Source organism: Kribbella sp. NPDC055110, from assembly GCF_053607525.1.
Window position 1 is genome coordinate 251,094 of record NZ_JBSGTS010000007.1, and the last position, 16,363, is coordinate 267,456.

A 16,363-nucleotide genomic window follows, 5' to 3' on the forward strand; every position below is an offset into this window, starting at 1 on the left:
AGAGCAATCTTATGGAGGCGCGGTCAGCCCCAGGAGATGCTGGTGGGGTCGCGGTCGATCTCGGTCAGTAGGTCGTCGATGCTCTGAGACGGGCCGACTTGGTCGTAGGCGTAGAGGCGTTGGTGCTGGTCGGCCCAGTACAACGTCCAGGACTTGTCGGTGGCGTTGTAGCGCAGGCGGGCGATTGCGGAACTGGTCCAGTCTGGCCCGGGATCCTCGCGCCAGGATGGGCGCCGTTCAACGATCGTTAGGTGCCGCGGAGCGAGCTCGCATTCGACGCGTAGTTGGTCGCGAGCGTGCTCAGAGACCCTTGCGGCGCACCATCGTTGTACTCGTGCGACCCGTCGTAGAGCCCGTCGAGACGCCCATGGCGACCGCCTCCTCGAGAAGTGCTGGGACAACTACGCTACGTCATCGGAATGTCTCTCGCAGCAGTTCGCGTGGCGCAGGCGGCTCCCAGCGACTAAGGATCTGGCGGGGGGCATCTCTGCCGGGCGAAGGCGTCTGATTTTGACGCTGTGCGCAGTGTCGGAAGCTAGCGTCCTAGGGACGTCAGCGAAGATCCGCGTGGTGAGGCTGAGGGCGGGTTGCGAGTCAGTGCAATTCTGCGCCGTGAGACCTGAAGCATCGCCTCCGGCCCTGGCAAGGGGAGTCAGGGCATCGTCATGATGCGGGCCCCAGTGACTGCTTCGAAGGACGGCTTGATCCAGCGTGGTGAGCCGAGGGCTGTGAAGTGCAGCATGCTCGGTAGGAGGATGATGTCGACCTGGTCGCGGATGGTTGCTTCGAAGAGGCGTTCGAACGCCGACAGGCACAGCCAGTCGTCCTCGACGAAGACCGCGGCGAGTTCGAGGCCTGCGTCGGCCGCGTAGGTTGTCAGGTGCTCTCTGATGCGAGTGATCTGGGGTTGGCAGATGAGGAGAGGCCCGCACACGTAGGCATAGGCGCGTGGTCCTTTGACTGCTTGCTTGCGGTCAGCGGGTTCACAGTTACAGGTCAGCGAATAGCAGTTGCCGGCGGTGTGGACGCGCCGACTGCGCGCACTTTGCTTGGCAGCCGATCCGTCGGCTGTGCGGTCGCGACGTCGTACTGGCTGGTCCATCGGGATGTCAGCGGCTCGGGTCAAGGGATGCGTGCGCGACAAAGCCTTGTGCGATTGCGGCTCCTGCCGTGCGGGCGTGCTTGTGGTCGAAGAGGGTGTGCTCGATCGCCCCGATTGTGTGGACCGTGAACTCGCGCCACCAGTGGTCTCCGACCACGGTCGTGGGCAGATCGGTTGGTGATATCACGCCTGCGCCGAACGAAACGGTCCGCGGTAGGCCCGCGCACAGCTGGTCGCGCAAGCCTCCGACGTGGGAGAGAAATGATTGCTCATCCGTCGTCGTCGCGAGGAGAACGATCTCGTCGCCCCCGAAGGTGGCCAGGCAGCTGTGTTCGAGGCTCGAGCACCAGAGCCAGTTGCGGGCCAGGGTACCCAGGCGGCCCATGAAGGCATTGCCGGCCAGGTGGCCGAAGGACTGGGCGTCGACGGCCTTTGCGCCTTCGACATAGTCCTTGAGATTGTCGACATCGCCGATCGCCAGGCCCACCCTGTCGCCGTGACCGATGGCGTCGGCGATCAGGCCGGGCAGGCGGGTGAAGAAGCCGGGCCAGGCGACCAGACCTGTGATCGGGTCGTCGCGCGCGTCTTCGCACCAGCCGCCAACGGTCGGCGGAGGGAATCGATCGTGCCGAGCGTCAGCGGCCGGTGCGGGCTGGCTCAGTCGGCCCGGAAGCCACGTCGGGGTGCTCATCGGCCACCCCAGCTACCCGGAGCTCGTCCATCGAGCCGATGGCGAGGGCCGCGAGCACTGGGTCTGCCTCCGGCAGTGGGACCGCAGGAAAGCGCGGGCTCCAGAGCCATCGCAGCCTTCGGCCATTCGGTCCTCGTGACGGTGGTGCAAGGACCGGCGCATCCTCGAGGACCAGTTCGACGTCGGCGAGCGCAACGCGCTGTTTGGTCGGTGCCGTGCAGAAGATCCAGCCTTGGTCCGGTAGCCGCATGACTGGCGGCCAGATCGTCAGGCGTTGCTGCTCGAGTCGACGCATTGCGTAGGAGCCGGGCGCGAGTGGAACTCGCCAGATAGCAACCTCCGGGCCCGACGCGATCAGGAGGTTCGGAGTGGCGGCTACGTCGTAGGCGGCCGATACCTGCCTCAGCTGAGTCAGCGGTTCTGTTTTCAGTGGGTGTGCGCCAGGAGTCTCGCAGTACCGGTCGCCGCAACCGCACATCCACGTGGTACGCCAACTGGTACCAGCTGGGTCGGGCACCATGGGCGATGCTGGCATGACGGCGATTCCACGCTCGACGTACGCGCGTGCCGCCATGAGCAGCCTGTTTGTTCTGCGAACCATCAAATACACCTCCAGTGGGAACCATCATGGCCCACTGACCCCCGTCGGCAGACATCTGCCTCACGAAGTCCTCCTTGAAATGGAGCGCCGTCGTTGGTTGTTGGTGGGCGCGACCGGCGCGGGCTCAGGGATCTGCCAGCACGCCGGCCGCGCTGTCTAGGTGTGACGCTTGCCGGCTGCCGTCAACGCACCGTAGCCCTGGTGGCATTGGGTGGTTTCGGCGCTGGACTCCTCGGATTGGTCGGCCTCGTCAGGGTCGAGCCAGAGAACCTCGGCGGCGCCGAGGTGGCCATGAACCTCGAGAAGATCGTCAACGCTCGGCCAGAACGCGATGCCTGGATTTGCGCCGAGCCACTTGAGCGCAACCCAGGCAGTGCCCTGCTCGTCGCTCGGGAACTCGACGCCAATGGCAACAATCCCCGTTCCGACACCGCCGGAGGGATCGCGCTTGCTGAACAGCTCGAATCGACGCATCAGTGAATCACCGCGGAGTCGATTGCAAGTCCACGGGTCATGTGGAGACCGGGGAACTGTCTGGAGAGAAGTGCCGCGTAGTCCTCGGCCTTCGCGCTCGGTCCGGTCCACTCGGCGATCAGATGAGCGTCGAGCCACAAGCAGACCTGGCAGTCAGGATCGCCGGATGACTCCACATCGAGGGCGGGCGTCCGTGGACGGGCGCAAGGCGTGGGCGGCGCCGCAACGGCGCGGTGGCAGTGCCTGGGACGATCAGTCACACTACAGAGAGTGCAGGTGCGGCTACCGTGGTCACGATGCGTATCCGCATGAGTGGGTGGCCGCGTTATGCACGCTTGCATAGCGCCAACGGAGAGGGCTCGCGACAATAGTTTCCGTGCGACGATGCGAACACTGTGAGGCACCACTGAGCCGGCACAACCGCGGCTCGGCCTGTGGAGCGTGTGCCGTCGCACGTCGTGACCTGCCCTCGAACGCGACGTTCAAAGTGCCGGCCGACGTACTGGTTCATGAAGACGTCGTGGATGCCTTGAACGACTGGGACTGGTCTGCTGCACTTCGTGCCATTAGCGCTGCCACGGGTGTCACGCAGATGAGGATGAGTGAGGCCACGGGCCTGACTCAGTCGACGATCTCGCGGTTGATGAACGGCAAGATCCCGACCCCGACCATTCAGACCATCCGGTCGCTCTGTGATGGTCTGGGTATTCCACGCGATCTTGCCGGCCTTGCACCCAAAGCTGGTCCGGCTCGGGCACCAAGCAAGGAGGACGCTACGGACAGACGGCAATTCCTCAGTGGTGTCGGCGCGTCTGCTGCTGCCTCGGTGTGGAGCGCGTTTGGCGAGCGTCCGGACAGAATGCGATTCGCCGATGCCGAGCGAGAACTCGAGACACTTCGAGCGACCGTGCCGCGGCTCCAGCAGTTGAGTGATGAGTACGGCGGGACCGATGCGCTGTGCACGCTCGCGGTCAAGCTGGCGGGGCGAGCCGACGAAGTTGTCCAATCGCGACTTGCCTCGTACGAACTGACCCAGCAGGCACAGTCCCTGGCGGCGCAGTTCTCGATGATGGCTGGGTGGCTCAACCTGGACGGGGGCGACCAGACGGTCGCCCGCCTCCATTGGCAGCACGCCTTGTTCCAAGCGCAGTTGGCCAACGACCTCGAGACAGAAGTCTTTGCGCTCAGCAGCCTCTCGAATCAGGCAACGTTCAGCCTGAGCCGTGTCCCTGAGGGCCTGCTTCTCGCACAACGGGCAACGGCAGTCGCTAGTGGTTGGGCATCGCCCAGGCTGAGGTCCCTGCTGCTCATCCGTGAGGCCGCTGCCTGGGCCGCTCGTCACGAGCCAACGCAGTTCGATCGCTTGCAGCGCCAGGCGGCCAATCTGCTGCCGGATGCTCCAGCCGATGACGACCCGAAGTGGCTCGACTTCTATGACCGCGCGGAGTATGACGGCCTTCGAGCGCTGTCCTACGGGCTACTCGACGATGCAACTCGCTCCCAGTCGCTCTATCGAGACATGATCGACCGCATCCCGCTGCACCTCCAGCGGAATCGACTCCTCTATACGACGCTGCTGGCTAGGTCGATGGTCAGCTCCGTCGACGTCGTCGGAGCTGCCGAGGTCCTCACGCCACACCTCGAGTCCGTGGCCGCGACTGGTTCACGACGCGCGCGTCATCACGTCAGGGCGGTAGCCCGGGCAGCACGCGCATCGCGGACCTCACGAGGTGTCAGTTTTGCCGACCAGACATGTCAAGCCGGACTCGACTCGGAGAGAGCATGACCCTGACGCTGACCCGCCATACGGGGACCGAGACGCTCGATCTCATCCCTAGACTCAAGCCGCTCTACGCGAACGCCTACTCCGAACCTCCCTACGAGATGTCGGACGATGACATCGAGCAGTTCGAGATCCGCATCACGAAGCATGCTGGCCTTGACGGCTTCGTCCTGGTCGCGGGAGAGACCGACGGGCGGCTCGTGGGGTTCTCGTACGGCTTCACCTTTCCTCCTGGACGATGGTGGACCGGCGTCAAGACTGACCCGCCGCCGGACGATATTGCTTCAGGCCCCCTCTTCGCGGTGATCGAGCTCGGCGTCCACACGGACTTTCGTGGCCGCGGCTTCTCCCGCCAGCTCGTCGACGCTCTCCTCGCCGACCGACCGGAAGCCTTCGCGAGTCTCATCTCCCGCCCGGGTGCACAGGCTCATGCGATGTATCAACGCTGGGGATGGAAGAAGGTCGGCACCACGCAAACCTACGCACACTGGCCCGTTGAGGACATCGACATCCTCCCCTTGAACGACAGCAAATCCGACTGACCTCTCGAAGAAAGGCCTCGATCATGAGCAACCGTCCGTTCGGTATGTCCCACCTCGTGCGTTCGACCGTCGACCAGACAGCGTCGGACGAGGCGCAGTACGACCCTGAAACACAGATCAGCACAACCTCCGACGGGCAGCCCTGGGCAACCCAGCCTGGCGTGCTGGCCGCCGAGCACTGCCGGCCGGGGGACGGCAACGATGACGCGAACAGCCTGCTCGCCTGATCTGCCGCGCTGATGAGCGACGAGTCGGCTGTCCTGGTGCTCACCAACCCGAATGACGTGACGGCCGACCTTGTTGTTCAGAAGCTCGACGAGTCCAAGACCCCGGTCCTTCGTTGTGACGTCTCCGATTTCCCGATGGATGTCGTCCTGGAGGCTCACTACGACGGCCGGTGGACCGGGGTCATCAAGCATGGTGGCCGCGCGGTCGACCTGACGAGTATTCGGGGCATCTACTGCCGCCGACCGACGCAGTTTCGGCTGCCGGGCGACATGACAGACGAGGAGCGTGAGTTCGCCTCCACGGAGGCGCAGGCGGGATTCACCGGAGTGCTCATGGCCTTGCCGTGTCGCTGGATCAACCATCCTGCCGCCGAACGCATTGCATCGTACAAGCCGTATCAGCTGAGACTCGCCCATGCGTCGGGTCTTGTTTCGCCTCGCTCGATCATTACGAACGATCCGACGGCGGCTCGGGTGTTCGCGTCCGAGCAGGTCGGAAAGGTGATCTACAAGGGCATCGGACGCGACTTCGCCAACGGTCCCGTCAGCACGCCGACGGTCCGCTTCGTGGCGCCGCATGAGATCGACGACTCTGTTCGGCTGACGGCACACCTGTTCCAAGAGTTCGTCCCCAAGCGCCACGACGTTCGGCTCATTGTGGTCGGATCGCAGATGTTCGCAGTCGAGATCCACGCGCACAGCCCGCAAGCGGCACTGGACTGGCGTACAGACTATGACGCCCTGACGTACAAGCCTGCCCAGGTGCCGGACGAGATACGTGTTGGCGTCGGCCAGCTGATGGCTCGCCTCGACCTGGTCTTCGGCGTACTCGACTTTGTAGTTGCGCCTGACGGCCGGTGGTACTTCCTGGAGATCAATGCAAACGGCCAGTGGGCGTGGCTTCCTGGTATCGCGGATGCAGTCGCCTGTGCGATCGCTGACGAACTCACGGCACCGAGCGAGTCGGGTTGATCAAGGCCGTCGCGCAGACGTGTGGCCTGGGCCTGACTGGTCTGACGCGCGACCAGTAAATCAGAGGCGATCTCCGGCCCAGCGGACGGTACTCTTCGTAGCGAAGGCGCTACATCTAGTTCTGGCCTGCGTGGACTGCGGATGGGGGATGGAGTGCCCGAGTTGAGAGGTCGTCGCGGCGACGACCCAGGGCAGGGCGATCCACAAGGCGAGGGTTCCAGTCGATCTGACGATGCTCGCGGTGGCGAGGATGAGTCGCCAGCCTCCGCTGACGCAGGCCGATCTGATCGGCCGACGAATCGCGTGGACAGTCAAGCGGCAGTCGAGGGCGGCGCCGCCGATCGCGAAACGCCGCGGACGTTGACTGCGCGCGAGAAACTCGAGCAACGGCTCGACGAGATGTACTGGCCGGACTACTCGAGTTGGTCGTCAGCGCAGCGCAATGAGACGAGTGACCGGCGGCCGCGAGCCGAACCGTCATCGACTGCGGCAGATCAGCCGGCCGATGCCCGGTCGGAACACGAGGACCCATTCGCGTCCTACTCACCAGAGCTTCAGGCGCATATGCGCCACGATGACACCCTGGCCCGACTCCAGTATCTCAGCCCGCGACATTACGAAGCGGACGCAGAGTCGCCGATCTCAATTGAGTCCGGTGACGTTGACGATCGGAGCAGCGAGCAGGGCTCGCGCGACGAACCGACAAACGGCGTCTCGCTGGCCGACAGCAGCAGCCCAGCAACGTCACGGCCGGCCGTCGAAGCTGACGGGTGGTCCGCTCTCAGCCAGCCGGAGCCTGACGATCCGGCCGACGGCGTCGGGAGGGTCGAACCAGCGAATGAAGAGCTGGCCACTGATGAGGTTCTGGCAGGTGACAGTGCCCCGCCAAGGAGGGAGGATGTTGCCGTCGGCATCGACTCCACGCCGGAGCAGGCGGTCGGCACCGACGAACCTGCCGAGGCCGGTCACGAGTTCGTCGAAGACGCGACGCCGGAGGAGATGGACAAGTACCGACGCATCCGCGAGACCGATGACTTGGACGCGCTCGCAGAGAACAGTGGGCTGCCGCGCGATGTGATCGATGAGGCGAAGCAACACCTGTTCCAGCGCGAACACGACGTGGCAGTCGGACCAGGCGATGTCAGACACGGCTACTTCACACCGAACGCGGTGTACGGCGACCTGTGGGAACGAGTCGCGTCCGGTGTCGATGTCACGGACGAAAACCGAGTCCAATTCTGGTCTCTGCTCGCGCACGAGTACGTCGAATCGAAGCTGATGGAGGCTGGTTTGCCATACCTGTCGTCCGAACCTGGCGCTTGGAGTGAGGACGGGTGGCCGGAGGTGCTCGCCGGGTACCCGTCGGCGCACAACACAGCACCGCTGAGCACACAGTCGCAAGTAAAGGATCTACTGCGGCATTGGGCCAAGTTGGACCTCCCGACAGATGACCTTCAGGTGGCACCGGACTTGTCGAATCTGGACAATGTCGTACGAGTAGCGAAGGAAAGGCTGGGGTTGTGACAGACACAGCGGCATGCGAGCGCCTGCTAGCGCGGCTGGTAGCGGCCCACTGGGACGACGACGAGGCTGACGACCGCCATGTAGCGTCGCGTGGACGCTTGGCGGTTGAGTACCTGCGGCGGACGGCGGTCTGGGCCGATGCGCTGGGCGTTCCCGGGCAATGGCCATTCTTCGATCTGGCCGTGGTGTTCGATCCTTCGGTCGAGAACGATCCAGTCTGGATGGACCGCCTGGAGGCTGACAGCGGCCACAAGCTGTGGACGCTGTCCAGAAAGGTCGTCACCGACATGTTCCGCTGGGCCTCCTTCGGCGATCTCCCGCAGGAACGGTTCCCCGAGTTCGACGACCCATACGAGCCGATGATCCAGCTACTCGAACGCGGCGGCGAGATCTGGCCGGGCCACGGCTCGATCGAGTTCTACCTAGGCTCCGTGCCGTATCGCGGAATTGCCGACCGGCTGTCCCAGCCCCCTCGTCCGATCGACCCAGCCACCTTGGACGCCTTGGACGAGGACTATCGGATCAGGTCTGAGGAGTCCCGTGCCCGTGCGGCTGCCCAGCGAGCGGCCCAATCAGCGCAGCCGCCCACGCGAGAGGCGCAATGACGCGGACGCAGTATGGCCGACCCTTCCAATGCCTCGACTGGATGCGCTACGACGACTCGGCGATGCCGAACAGGAGGCACGCTCCAGGGTGGCTGGCGCGGTCGCCGGCCACCGCCACGATGCCCAGCTGTTGCGCTTGAACGAAGACACCTCGGCATTCGTGTCCGTCGAGCGCTCGCCGCTGTAGGAATCTCACCCGTCCAAGGAGCAACGCTGTTGTCGAACGAACAGGGCCGCATCTTCCGTGACGCATGGATCGCAGGCGTGACTGAGCACTACCCCGGTGAACCAAAGCCCGGGTACGTTGCACCTTGGGAAGACACACCTGATTGGGAGCGGGAGAGCGCCGCAGCCGTCTACGAGCAGGTACGGGCGTTCGTAGAGGTCTCTGAAGGAAACACGAGCAAGCTCACCCGAGACCAGAAGGGCCGGTTCGTGGCACTCTGCTGGATCGCACAGATCCACCGCCACATCCCCGACCCCAAACCCAGCTACGTAGCCGATTGGGACGACCTACCCGCCTGGCAGCGAGAGACCGACGCCGACATCTTCGAGCGGATCGAACGCGCGGTCTGACACCCGCTGCATCTGTGCAGTTCCAGTGCCTACAAACGCGGTCGACCTACAACATGGTGTTCCTGGCAACGATCCTGGCGGACCGACGTCGGCTCAGTGAGTCCTTCACCGCCGATGCGGAAGTTGCGGATGAGGCTATGTCAGTTCGGTCCGAACGTGGAGCTGAGAGGTCGTCGTGGCGGTGACGACCGGACGAAGTGGTACGTGTAGCGAAGAAGGGCTTGGCTTGTGACGGACATTGCGGCGTGCGAGAGGCTGTTGTCACGCTTGGTTGCGGCGAACTGGGACGATGATGCCGCCGCGTTGCGGTGTGCCGCGTCCCGCGGGCTGTTGGCGGCTGAGTACCTGCGCCGAATGGCAGTCTGGGCCGACGCCCTGGCCGTGCCGGAAAGGTGGCCGTTCTTCGACCTGGCTGTGACGTTCGAGCCGGCGGTAGAGATTGATCCGGCGTGGATGCAGCGGCTGGAGGCCGGCATCGGGCATCGGTTGGGCACGATGTCGACAAAGGTGGTCACGGACATGTTCGGCTGGGCGTCGCTAGGCGACCGGACGACGGAGCGTTTTCCGGCGTTTGAGGATCCGTACGAGCCGATGGTGCAACTGTTCGAACGAGGTGGCGAGATCTGGCCCGGTCACCGGGAGATCGAGTTCTATGGCGGCTCGTTGCCTTTCCGCGGTATTACTGAGCGGATGGCCCAGGCGCCGTTCGAGATCGACGCAGTGAGTCTTGACGAGGTCGACGAGGAGCAACCCATTCGGGCCGAGCAGTCACGCGCCCGTAGAGCTCTGAACCCGCCGAGTCACGAGCCGATTGGACCAGCCATCGACTGACTCGTGATCGACTTGGGAGGCTGCTCGACCGCTCAGTTGGTCTGCGTGCAGATCGACAGGTGGAACCGCCCGAACAGATCGCGACCGACCTGGTCGGGCGCGACCAAGCTCGACCCACCTGAGCTGCGGCGCCATCAGTGCGCAGGAAGGCGCTGTTCAGCGACTTCCCCGGCCGCCCGCGCCATGCTCGCGTTCGATGGTGACATTGCGCTGGGCCTCGCGGTGAACCCGTTCCTCTGGCCAGCCGTCGGAGTGACTGGCTCTATCTCGAGGAGTTGTTCATCTCGCAAACTCACCAGCGCCGTGGCATCGGCCTCAGGAGGGCTTCTGGGTCGCGGACGGCCTGTCGAATCTGGACGAAGTGGTAAGCGTGGCGAAGGAAGGCTGGGGTTGTGATGGATACCGGAGCGTGCGAGCGGCTCTTGGCGCGTCTTGCGGTGGCGGGCTGGGATAACCATGGGGCCGAGGAACGGCACTCAGCATCGCGGGGCTTGTTGGCGCTTGAGTATTTGCGGCGGATGGCGATCTGGGCCGAGGCGCTTGGTGTGCCAAGGCAGTGGCCGTTCATCGACTTGGCGGTGGTGTTCGATCCATCGGTCGAGACTGACGCAGGCTGGCTACGGCGTCTGGAGGCTGAGGTTGGGCGCGAGCTCGGGAGTCGGACGGAACAGGTGCTTACCGATATGTTCCGGTGGGCTTCTTTGGGCGATCGCCCGAAGGAACGGTTTCCTGATTTCGACGATCCGTACGAGCCGATGGTGCAGGTGTTCGAGCGCGGCGGCGAGATCTATCCCGGCCACGGATCGATCGAGCTCCTCGCTGCCTCGATTCCGTATCTCGGCATCAACGAACGACTCAATCAGCCACCCTTCCCGATCGACGCCGCCACCTTGAATGAGGTCGACGAGAAGGAACGGGTCAGGGTCGAGGAGTCACGCGCACGCCGAGAGGCCAAACGTGCGGAGCACGAGCCCACATAAACAGGCCGCCGAGGCCGAGCAGCCGTCAACTGACTCGTGATCGACCTGCGCGTGCAGGTCCGGCCGTGCAGTCATCCGTGCGGATATCGGCAGGTGGCATCGGCGAAAGAGGAGGGAGCGGCGCTTTGACCGATTTGGTCGCGTGTGAGCGACTGCTGGTCCGGCAGGCGGGCACGAAGTGGGACGATGACGAAGCTGAGGATCGCCACGTTTCGTCGCGCGGGCGGATGGCGGTTTGGGTCGGTGCGCTGGGCGTTCCCGGGCAATGGCGATTCTTCGATCTGGCCGTGGCGTTCGATCCTTCGGTCGAGAACAATCCCGTGTGGATGGAACGTCTGGAGGCTGACAGCGTGCACAAGCTGTGGACGAGGTCCAGGTAAGTCGTCGATCGTGAGTTCCGCTGGGCTTCTCTGGGCGATCGCCCAAGGGAACGATTCCCTGACTTGGACGACCCCGTGCGAGCCGATGATTCAGCTTTCCGATCGGGGTGGCGAGATCTGACCGGGCCACGGCTCGATCGAGTTCTAGCTAGAGTCCATGTGCCGTATCGCAGCATTGCTGACTGGCTCTCGCAGCCCCTTGTCCGTCCGATTGACCCGGCCACGTTGGAAGCCCTGGACGAGAACTACCGGATCAGGGCCGAGGCGTCGCGTGTCCGTGTGGCCGGCCATCAAGCGGCCGAGTCAGCGCAGCCGCCCTCACGAGGGGCGCGATGACACGGGGCAGTCTGGCCGACCCTCCCGTTCCTCGACATGTGCCTTGACGGCTGGCCGATGTCGAACAGGAGGCGTACCCCAGCAGCTACAGCGCCCAGGAGTTGTACGTAGCCCTCACACAGGCATTGCAGTCGATTGCGGGCATCAGCGACTCAAGTGTGCTCCACCTGCCAAGATGGCAACGCGCCTAGCAACCTGACACGACCGTCGCATCTGGAGTCGCCTACCATTCGTCGAGGGACAGGTGGCCGCCGTAACCAGGTTCAGAACCTGCCGGACATTGTCTTTCGCACCAGACGCATTGTTGTTGAGGTAGCTTGCACCGGGTGGACTGACCGCGATGCAGGTGACAAAAGCGTCCGCCGAGATCTCACTCCGAACCGCCGTGAAGGAATACGACGGTCTCCCGGTCAAGTGGCAACCCTTCGACAGAACCTACGGCTGCGTCCGCGAAAGCTACTGACGCGACCGACGATGCCGCGGGCCAGATGCGGAGCTGGCACACGTCTCAGCTACGGATTTCTTCGACCGTTTGTGGGGTTGTCGAGTTGCTGCATCCAGTACTCAGGCGGCCGAGAGCGTTGCGCGGGCAGCGCCCAGTCTGAAGTGGAGACAGGGTCCCGTGGGCTCCAGTTTCGTGGCGGAGCCATTTGGCGGACAGCATGCACAGTTCGTACGATCCCTGACTGTTCGAGGTCCGCGGTGACGTTATTCAACAGGAGCGACCGACCGTGGTCATCGAGCTGCGGGTCCCACGTACGGGCGATCACTTGGCAATGGTTGATCGCCTGAAAGATCGCGATTCGGCACGCGCGACCGTCGGCGCTGGGGCGTATCCAGATCAGTCGGGTTCCTGCCGGCAGCCGTTCTCGGCCGAAGAGTGTGCCGTTCGCGACCTTCGTGGCCGGGTTCAGGAACGGAACCGGGTCGACATCGCCTTCGGGATCACCGTCGCTGAAGCCTGCGGTAGACCCAGCATCGTCGGTGCCCATCAACTCGAGCAGATCACCATTTGCGTGAGCCTGCCAGAGATCGACCAGATCCGTCGTCCGCGCCATGAGATGCGGACGCGAGAAGAGCGCGAACAGATCGTTCGCTTCGAGCGTGAGTGCAACTCGGTCGCCATCGGCGATCATGTACTCCTCATCGCTATCCCACGCACTCAGCCCTGCGGCCTGCACCAGAGCAGTCCTCACGGCGTCAGTTGCGGCGGTCGGTGTGACCTCGAAGAACTCTCGGCCAGAGGAAACCCGGAAGCTGGCGAGAGTCTCGTGCGCAGCCGCCTCGACAGCTTCAGGCTTCGAGGTCAGCGCTCTGAATTCGACCTTGAACGCGACCGGTACACCGGTCGTCTGCAGCTTCTTGGCTCGGCTCTCGGTGAGCTTTCCAGTCCACCCGACCTTGACCAGGCCCGGCATGGAGGGATTGCTCAGAACGTAGACGAATCCGACGGTGTGCTTCGGCATACCTTCTCTCCGACTGCTGTGTCGACGTGCCGGTCGCCGACGTGCCTGTCCTGCTCGAGTCAAGCGCCCTTTCCACGGCCGCGCTCCTCGCTGCGCGGTCTTGGAGTCGGTCCTATCCCACGCCTGCGGTATCTGTCGCGATCCCCCGTACCTTACCGAACGAGTCGAGACCGCTCCGGTAAGGCGAACTGACCCGGATTGAGCGCGGAGCAAGGAGCCATCAGGTCAGCGCGGAGCTAGATGTCCTTGAAGGTGCCGTTGATGCCCAGGTCACTCAGTCGTTGCTGGATCTCGCTCGCCGCTGACGCATCAACGACCAGCTGAAGTGTGCCCTGCAGGTAGCTGATCTGCCGTTCGTCGAGCGCCATGTAGAGCGCTTTGAACAAAGCGGCAAAGGTGTCAGCGTTGTTGGGGTTAGCCAGGAGATTACTGGTGAAGGAGAAAGCCGCCTGCTGCTCCTTCACAGTCGGCGTCGCGCCTTCGGCGCCGGTTGGCGTCTCATCATCGGAACCGGTGGATTCGGCAGCACCCTGGGTCCCCCATGTTGGTCCAGTCCCGGTCTCGATCCCGCTGTCGCCGCCAGCGCCCGCAGCTGGACATTGACCAGTGTGCGCCGGCTGTCCGCACTCAGGGCACGTCTGTGGCTGCGGCTTCGCAAGCCGTAGACCTGTGCTGGTGAGATTGACCTGCCCGGGAGCCGTCACGGCTACCTCGGTGCCGCTACCATCGACGATCGTCACCAGCCCTTCGGTGACGGCGTCATAGATCGCCTGCTGCAGGTCCCGGTCGCCGGCGTACAACAAGGGGAGCCGTGGTGCCGCGTAGAAGGCGGCTCGGACGTCGGACAGTGTTTTGCCGTAGTCCTGCTCGCGCAGGTTGTGCATCAGTGCCCTCGGCCCGAACTGTCCCGTGTCGAACACTTTGTCTCGGTCCGCGAGGCCCTTCCAGACGATGGTTCCGTCAAGAGCGGTGAAGTTGTCATCGTCGAATGTGATCTGGTCGAGGTACCGCTCGCCCTCTGGATCCGGCTGGGCGAGGTAGGCCACGTGCTGGTACGCCCGTTTGAGGGCCTTCTCGAGCTGGTCCTTCGCGGTTGCGAGCTCCTTGGTTCCGGTGGCTTTGAGTTCGTCGTCGTTCTGGACCTCGGGGGCGGCCAGTGCCTTCTGGCGGGCGAGGTACTCGACGGCCAGACTGCGAGCAAGGCCGCGGCGTTGAGTGTTCACGACTGCGTAGACGGCGCTACTGGCCCACTGGACAGGTAGTTTCTCTGTTCCTTTACCCAGACCCAAGGCGACGGTGAGCGCGGCGACCGTGGCGTCTTCCATGCCGTTTCGGAGGCTGTACTGGGCGGGGTCGAGCACGATGAGACGGCTGGTGTGTGCGGTGTCTAGGCCTGCGGTGGCCAGGACGTCGGTGGCGCTTCTGCTCGAGTCGGCATTGACGAATTTCAGTTCGCGGAAGGGCCCGCTGCTGGAAAGACGCTGCGCAAACTCGGCGAGGATTTGATCGCGCTCGGTGTCGGTGATGGTGCGCCGGATGTTGTTGACCAGCATTCGGTGGGTCAGTCGGGTCGACAGGAAGTAGCGGGCCGGCTTGTTGTTGCCCTGGCCGGGAATGATCTCGACTGCGCTCATGCCATGGTCGGGATTGACGAGCCCCTCGACGACGCTGTCGGCGTCGGTGAGGCTGTAGTTCGTGTCCGGGACGCTGGTAGCTGCCCTGACTTCGGGTGCGCTGGCGCCCCGGCCGCGGCCGGGGCGGAGTGTGCCGACGATGCTGGCGAGGAGGATGAAGGTTGCGGCCCGTTCGGCCGCCCTCGGGTTGCTGTCGCTCCACATGACCGGCTGGCGTTCAAGATCTTGTCGGCGGGCGGTGCCCGCCGTGCTGTCGTGGTTGACGACTTCGATCTCGGCTAGGCTGCGATAGTTGGCGATGGTGCGCTCGTCTTCGACGAGCCCACTGCCCAGGAGGGCCTCGCGTACTGCGCTGTCGGACAGGGGCAGGTCACCGGGCCCGATGAGTGCCGGGACCCATTGGCCGGCCTTGCCGCGCTGTTGCTGGGCGTAGACGGTGGCTGCGAAGATGCGGATGGTGGACCGGACCCGCTGGAAACCGGTGACTTTGCTCCATTCCTCCTTCGCGACGCTCATGAGCATGGGGTGGAAGGGGTAGCAGGCCGCCACCTCGTCGTCCCAGCGCCGCCGCCAGTCGGCGCCGGTGGCTTCCCAGACGCTCTTGGTCCATGCCTTGTCGTCGAGCACTGGCCGATATAGCGCGGCGGTTGCGGCGAGGACCTCTGCCGGCGGGTCGGCGTCGAAGAGACGCCGCCGCAGGATGTTGGCGAAGTCGCCGACCTCCGTGACGGTGGCTGGTTTGCCATTGCGGTCGAGTTGGCTGTTGAGGTCTTCTCGACGCTCCTGGGCGCCGGTCGACAACGCGGTCTTGTCGTGGTCTGAGGCGATCATCACAACGAGCATGGCTACGTGTGGAACGTCGTTGACGACGTCGAGGATTGCACGGAGGAAGGCGATGTCTTGTGCAGTGAGGTCGGGCTTGCCGGCGCCGTCCAGGCCGTTGCCGACGTAGTCCATGATTTCGTCGACGATGATCAGGACTGGACGGTTGACAGCGAGGATGGCCTCACCGATCTTGTGCTTGTCGCTCCAGTAGGGCTGGTAGCGCTCGTAGAGCGCATAGTCCTTGCTGAAGAGCCGCCAGAGAAATCGCTCGTAGAGGCTGACGGCCGGGCCGTCGTACTGCTGGACGCCTGCCCCTGGTGTCATGTTGTCGCAGGGCATCACGACAACGTGTGGTCGGCCGAGCTCGGCTGGCAGGTCTCGTCCGGTCTTCGCCTTGGCGCGGGCGGCGACTCCTCTGCCAAGCTCGGTGCTGAGTAGAGCTTCAGGGTTGGCGGCGAGGTGGTACGCGCCGATGCATGCGTGTGACTTTCCGCCACCCATGCCCTGGTCGAGGCGAGTGACGGCGCGGGCCTTGAGGTAGTCGCTCCCGCCGCCGATTCGGACGGCGATCTCGGCGAGCAGGTCGGTGAGTCGCTCGGTCGGGTGCGTGATCTCGCCGTAGTAGGCCGCGTCGGCGTACGGTGGTGTGTCGCTACCCATCCCGTGGACGGCTCGGAAGAGTGACATTTGCACATCGTCGATCTGACCAGAGGCGTTGAGGATCTCTTGGCGGACCTTTAGTGCCTTCCACCACGGCGTGACGGACGTCGTCATGGCAATCTCCTCCAGTTCTCTTGGGCTCTGACAGACCATG

At 64.2% G+C, this 16,363-nt stretch carries 17 protein-coding genes; 10 read left to right on the forward strand and 7 right to left on the reverse strand.

Features of this window, described 5'->3' with window-relative positions; translation table 11 throughout:
* Positions 1–23: 23 nt before the first annotated feature.
* From ACWF0M_RS14110 to ACWF0M_RS14130, 5 genes are all read right to left on the reverse strand, one after another.
* Positions 24–401: a DUF3024 domain-containing protein gene (locus ACWF0M_RS14110; RefSeq protein ID WP_452236047.1), complete on the reverse strand. Its 378-nt coding sequence runs from the start codon at positions 399–401 to the stop codon at positions 24–26.
* 251 nt (positions 402–652) lie between these two features.
* Positions 653–1,102 carry a hypothetical protein gene (locus tag ACWF0M_RS14115; protein ID WP_452236048.1) on the reverse strand — a complete coding sequence of 150 codons (450 nt, stop codon included), beginning with the start codon at positions 1,100–1,102 and terminating at the stop codon, positions 653–655.
* 7 nt (positions 1,103–1,109) lie between these two features.
* Positions 1,110–1,793, reverse strand: a complete 684-nt coding sequence (locus tag ACWF0M_RS14120) for a hypothetical protein (RefSeq protein WP_452236049.1) — start codon at positions 1,791–1,793, stop codon at positions 1,110–1,112.
* The gene (locus ACWF0M_RS14125; RefSeq protein WP_452236050.1) at positions 1,738–2,394 is read right to left on the reverse strand and encodes a bifunctional DNA primase/polymerase; all 657 of its coding nucleotides are present in this window, start codon (positions 2,392–2,394) and stop codon (positions 1,738–1,740) included. Before ACWF0M_RS14125 ends, ACWF0M_RS14120 begins: the two co-directional genes overlap by 56 nt.
* Positions 2,395–2,550: 156 nt before the next feature.
* Entirely contained in the window at positions 2,551–2,868 is a 318-nt protein-coding gene (locus ACWF0M_RS14130; RefSeq protein WP_452236051.1) for a hypothetical protein, read from the reverse strand.
* A 520-nt stretch (positions 2,869–3,388) separates the two neighbouring features.
* Here ACWF0M_RS14130 and ACWF0M_RS14135 point away from each other — a divergent pair.
* From ACWF0M_RS14135 to ACWF0M_RS14180, 10 genes are all read left to right on the forward strand, one after another.
* On the forward strand, positions 3,389–4,654 hold the full coding sequence (locus ACWF0M_RS14135; protein WP_452236052.1) for a helix-turn-helix domain-containing protein: 1,266 nt from the start codon (positions 3,389–3,391) through the stop codon (positions 4,652–4,654).
* Positions 4,651–5,193 carry an N-acetyltransferase family protein gene (locus tag ACWF0M_RS14140; RefSeq protein ID WP_452236053.1) on the forward strand — a complete coding sequence of 181 codons (543 nt, stop codon included), beginning with the start codon at positions 4,651–4,653 and terminating at the stop codon, positions 5,191–5,193. Before ACWF0M_RS14135 ends, ACWF0M_RS14140 begins: the two co-directional genes overlap by 4 nt.
* A gap of 23 nt (positions 5,194–5,216) precedes the next feature.
* Positions 5,217–5,420, forward strand: a complete 204-nt coding sequence (tgmA, locus tag ACWF0M_RS14145; protein WP_452236054.1) for a putative ATP-grasp-modified RiPP — start codon at positions 5,217–5,219, stop codon at positions 5,418–5,420.
* A gap of 12 nt (positions 5,421–5,432) precedes the next feature.
* Positions 5,433–6,392 (forward strand): ATP-grasp ribosomal peptide maturase, encoded by a 960-nt coding sequence (tgmB, locus tag ACWF0M_RS14150; protein ID WP_452236055.1) that lies wholly within the window; start codon positions 5,433–5,435, stop codon positions 6,390–6,392.
* Positions 6,393–6,695: 303 nt separating this feature from the next.
* Entirely contained in the window at positions 6,696–7,916 is a 1,221-nt protein-coding gene (locus ACWF0M_RS14155; RefSeq protein WP_452236056.1) for a hypothetical protein, read from the forward strand.
* Between the two features lie 98 nt (positions 7,917–8,014).
* Positions 8,015–8,521 (forward strand): hypothetical protein, encoded by a 507-nt coding sequence (locus tag ACWF0M_RS14160; protein WP_452236057.1) that lies wholly within the window; start codon positions 8,015–8,017, stop codon positions 8,519–8,521.
* Positions 8,522–8,785: 264 nt separating this feature from the next.
* Complete coding sequence (locus ACWF0M_RS14165) at positions 8,786–9,097, forward strand: hypothetical protein (RefSeq protein WP_452236058.1); 312 nt, start codon at positions 8,786–8,788, stop codon at positions 9,095–9,097.
* A gap of 228 nt (positions 9,098–9,325) precedes the next feature.
* The gene (locus ACWF0M_RS14170) at positions 9,326–9,928 is read left to right on the forward strand and encodes a hypothetical protein (protein WP_452236059.1); all 603 of its coding nucleotides are present in this window, start codon (positions 9,326–9,328) and stop codon (positions 9,926–9,928) included.
* A gap of 392 nt (positions 9,929–10,320) precedes the next feature.
* Positions 10,321–10,908 (forward strand): hypothetical protein, encoded by a 588-nt coding sequence (locus ACWF0M_RS14175; RefSeq protein ID WP_452236060.1) that lies wholly within the window; start codon positions 10,321–10,323, stop codon positions 10,906–10,908.
* Between the two features lie 125 nt (positions 10,909–11,033).
* The gene (locus tag ACWF0M_RS14180) at positions 11,034–11,288 is read left to right on the forward strand and encodes a hypothetical protein (RefSeq protein ID WP_452236061.1); all 255 of its coding nucleotides are present in this window, start codon (positions 11,034–11,036) and stop codon (positions 11,286–11,288) included.
* Positions 11,289–12,136: 848 nt separating this feature from the next.
* Here ACWF0M_RS14180 and ACWF0M_RS14185 read toward each other — a convergent pair.
* A complete protein-coding gene (locus ACWF0M_RS14185) occupies positions 12,137–13,090 on the reverse strand; it encodes a GIY-YIG nuclease family protein (RefSeq protein WP_452236062.1) in 954 nt (317 codons plus the stop codon).
* Between the two features lie 236 nt (positions 13,091–13,326).
* Entirely contained in the window at positions 13,327–16,323 is a 2,997-nt protein-coding gene (locus ACWF0M_RS14190) for a DUF499 domain-containing protein (RefSeq protein ID WP_452236063.1), read from the reverse strand.
* Positions 16,324–16,363 lie beyond the last annotated feature (40 nt).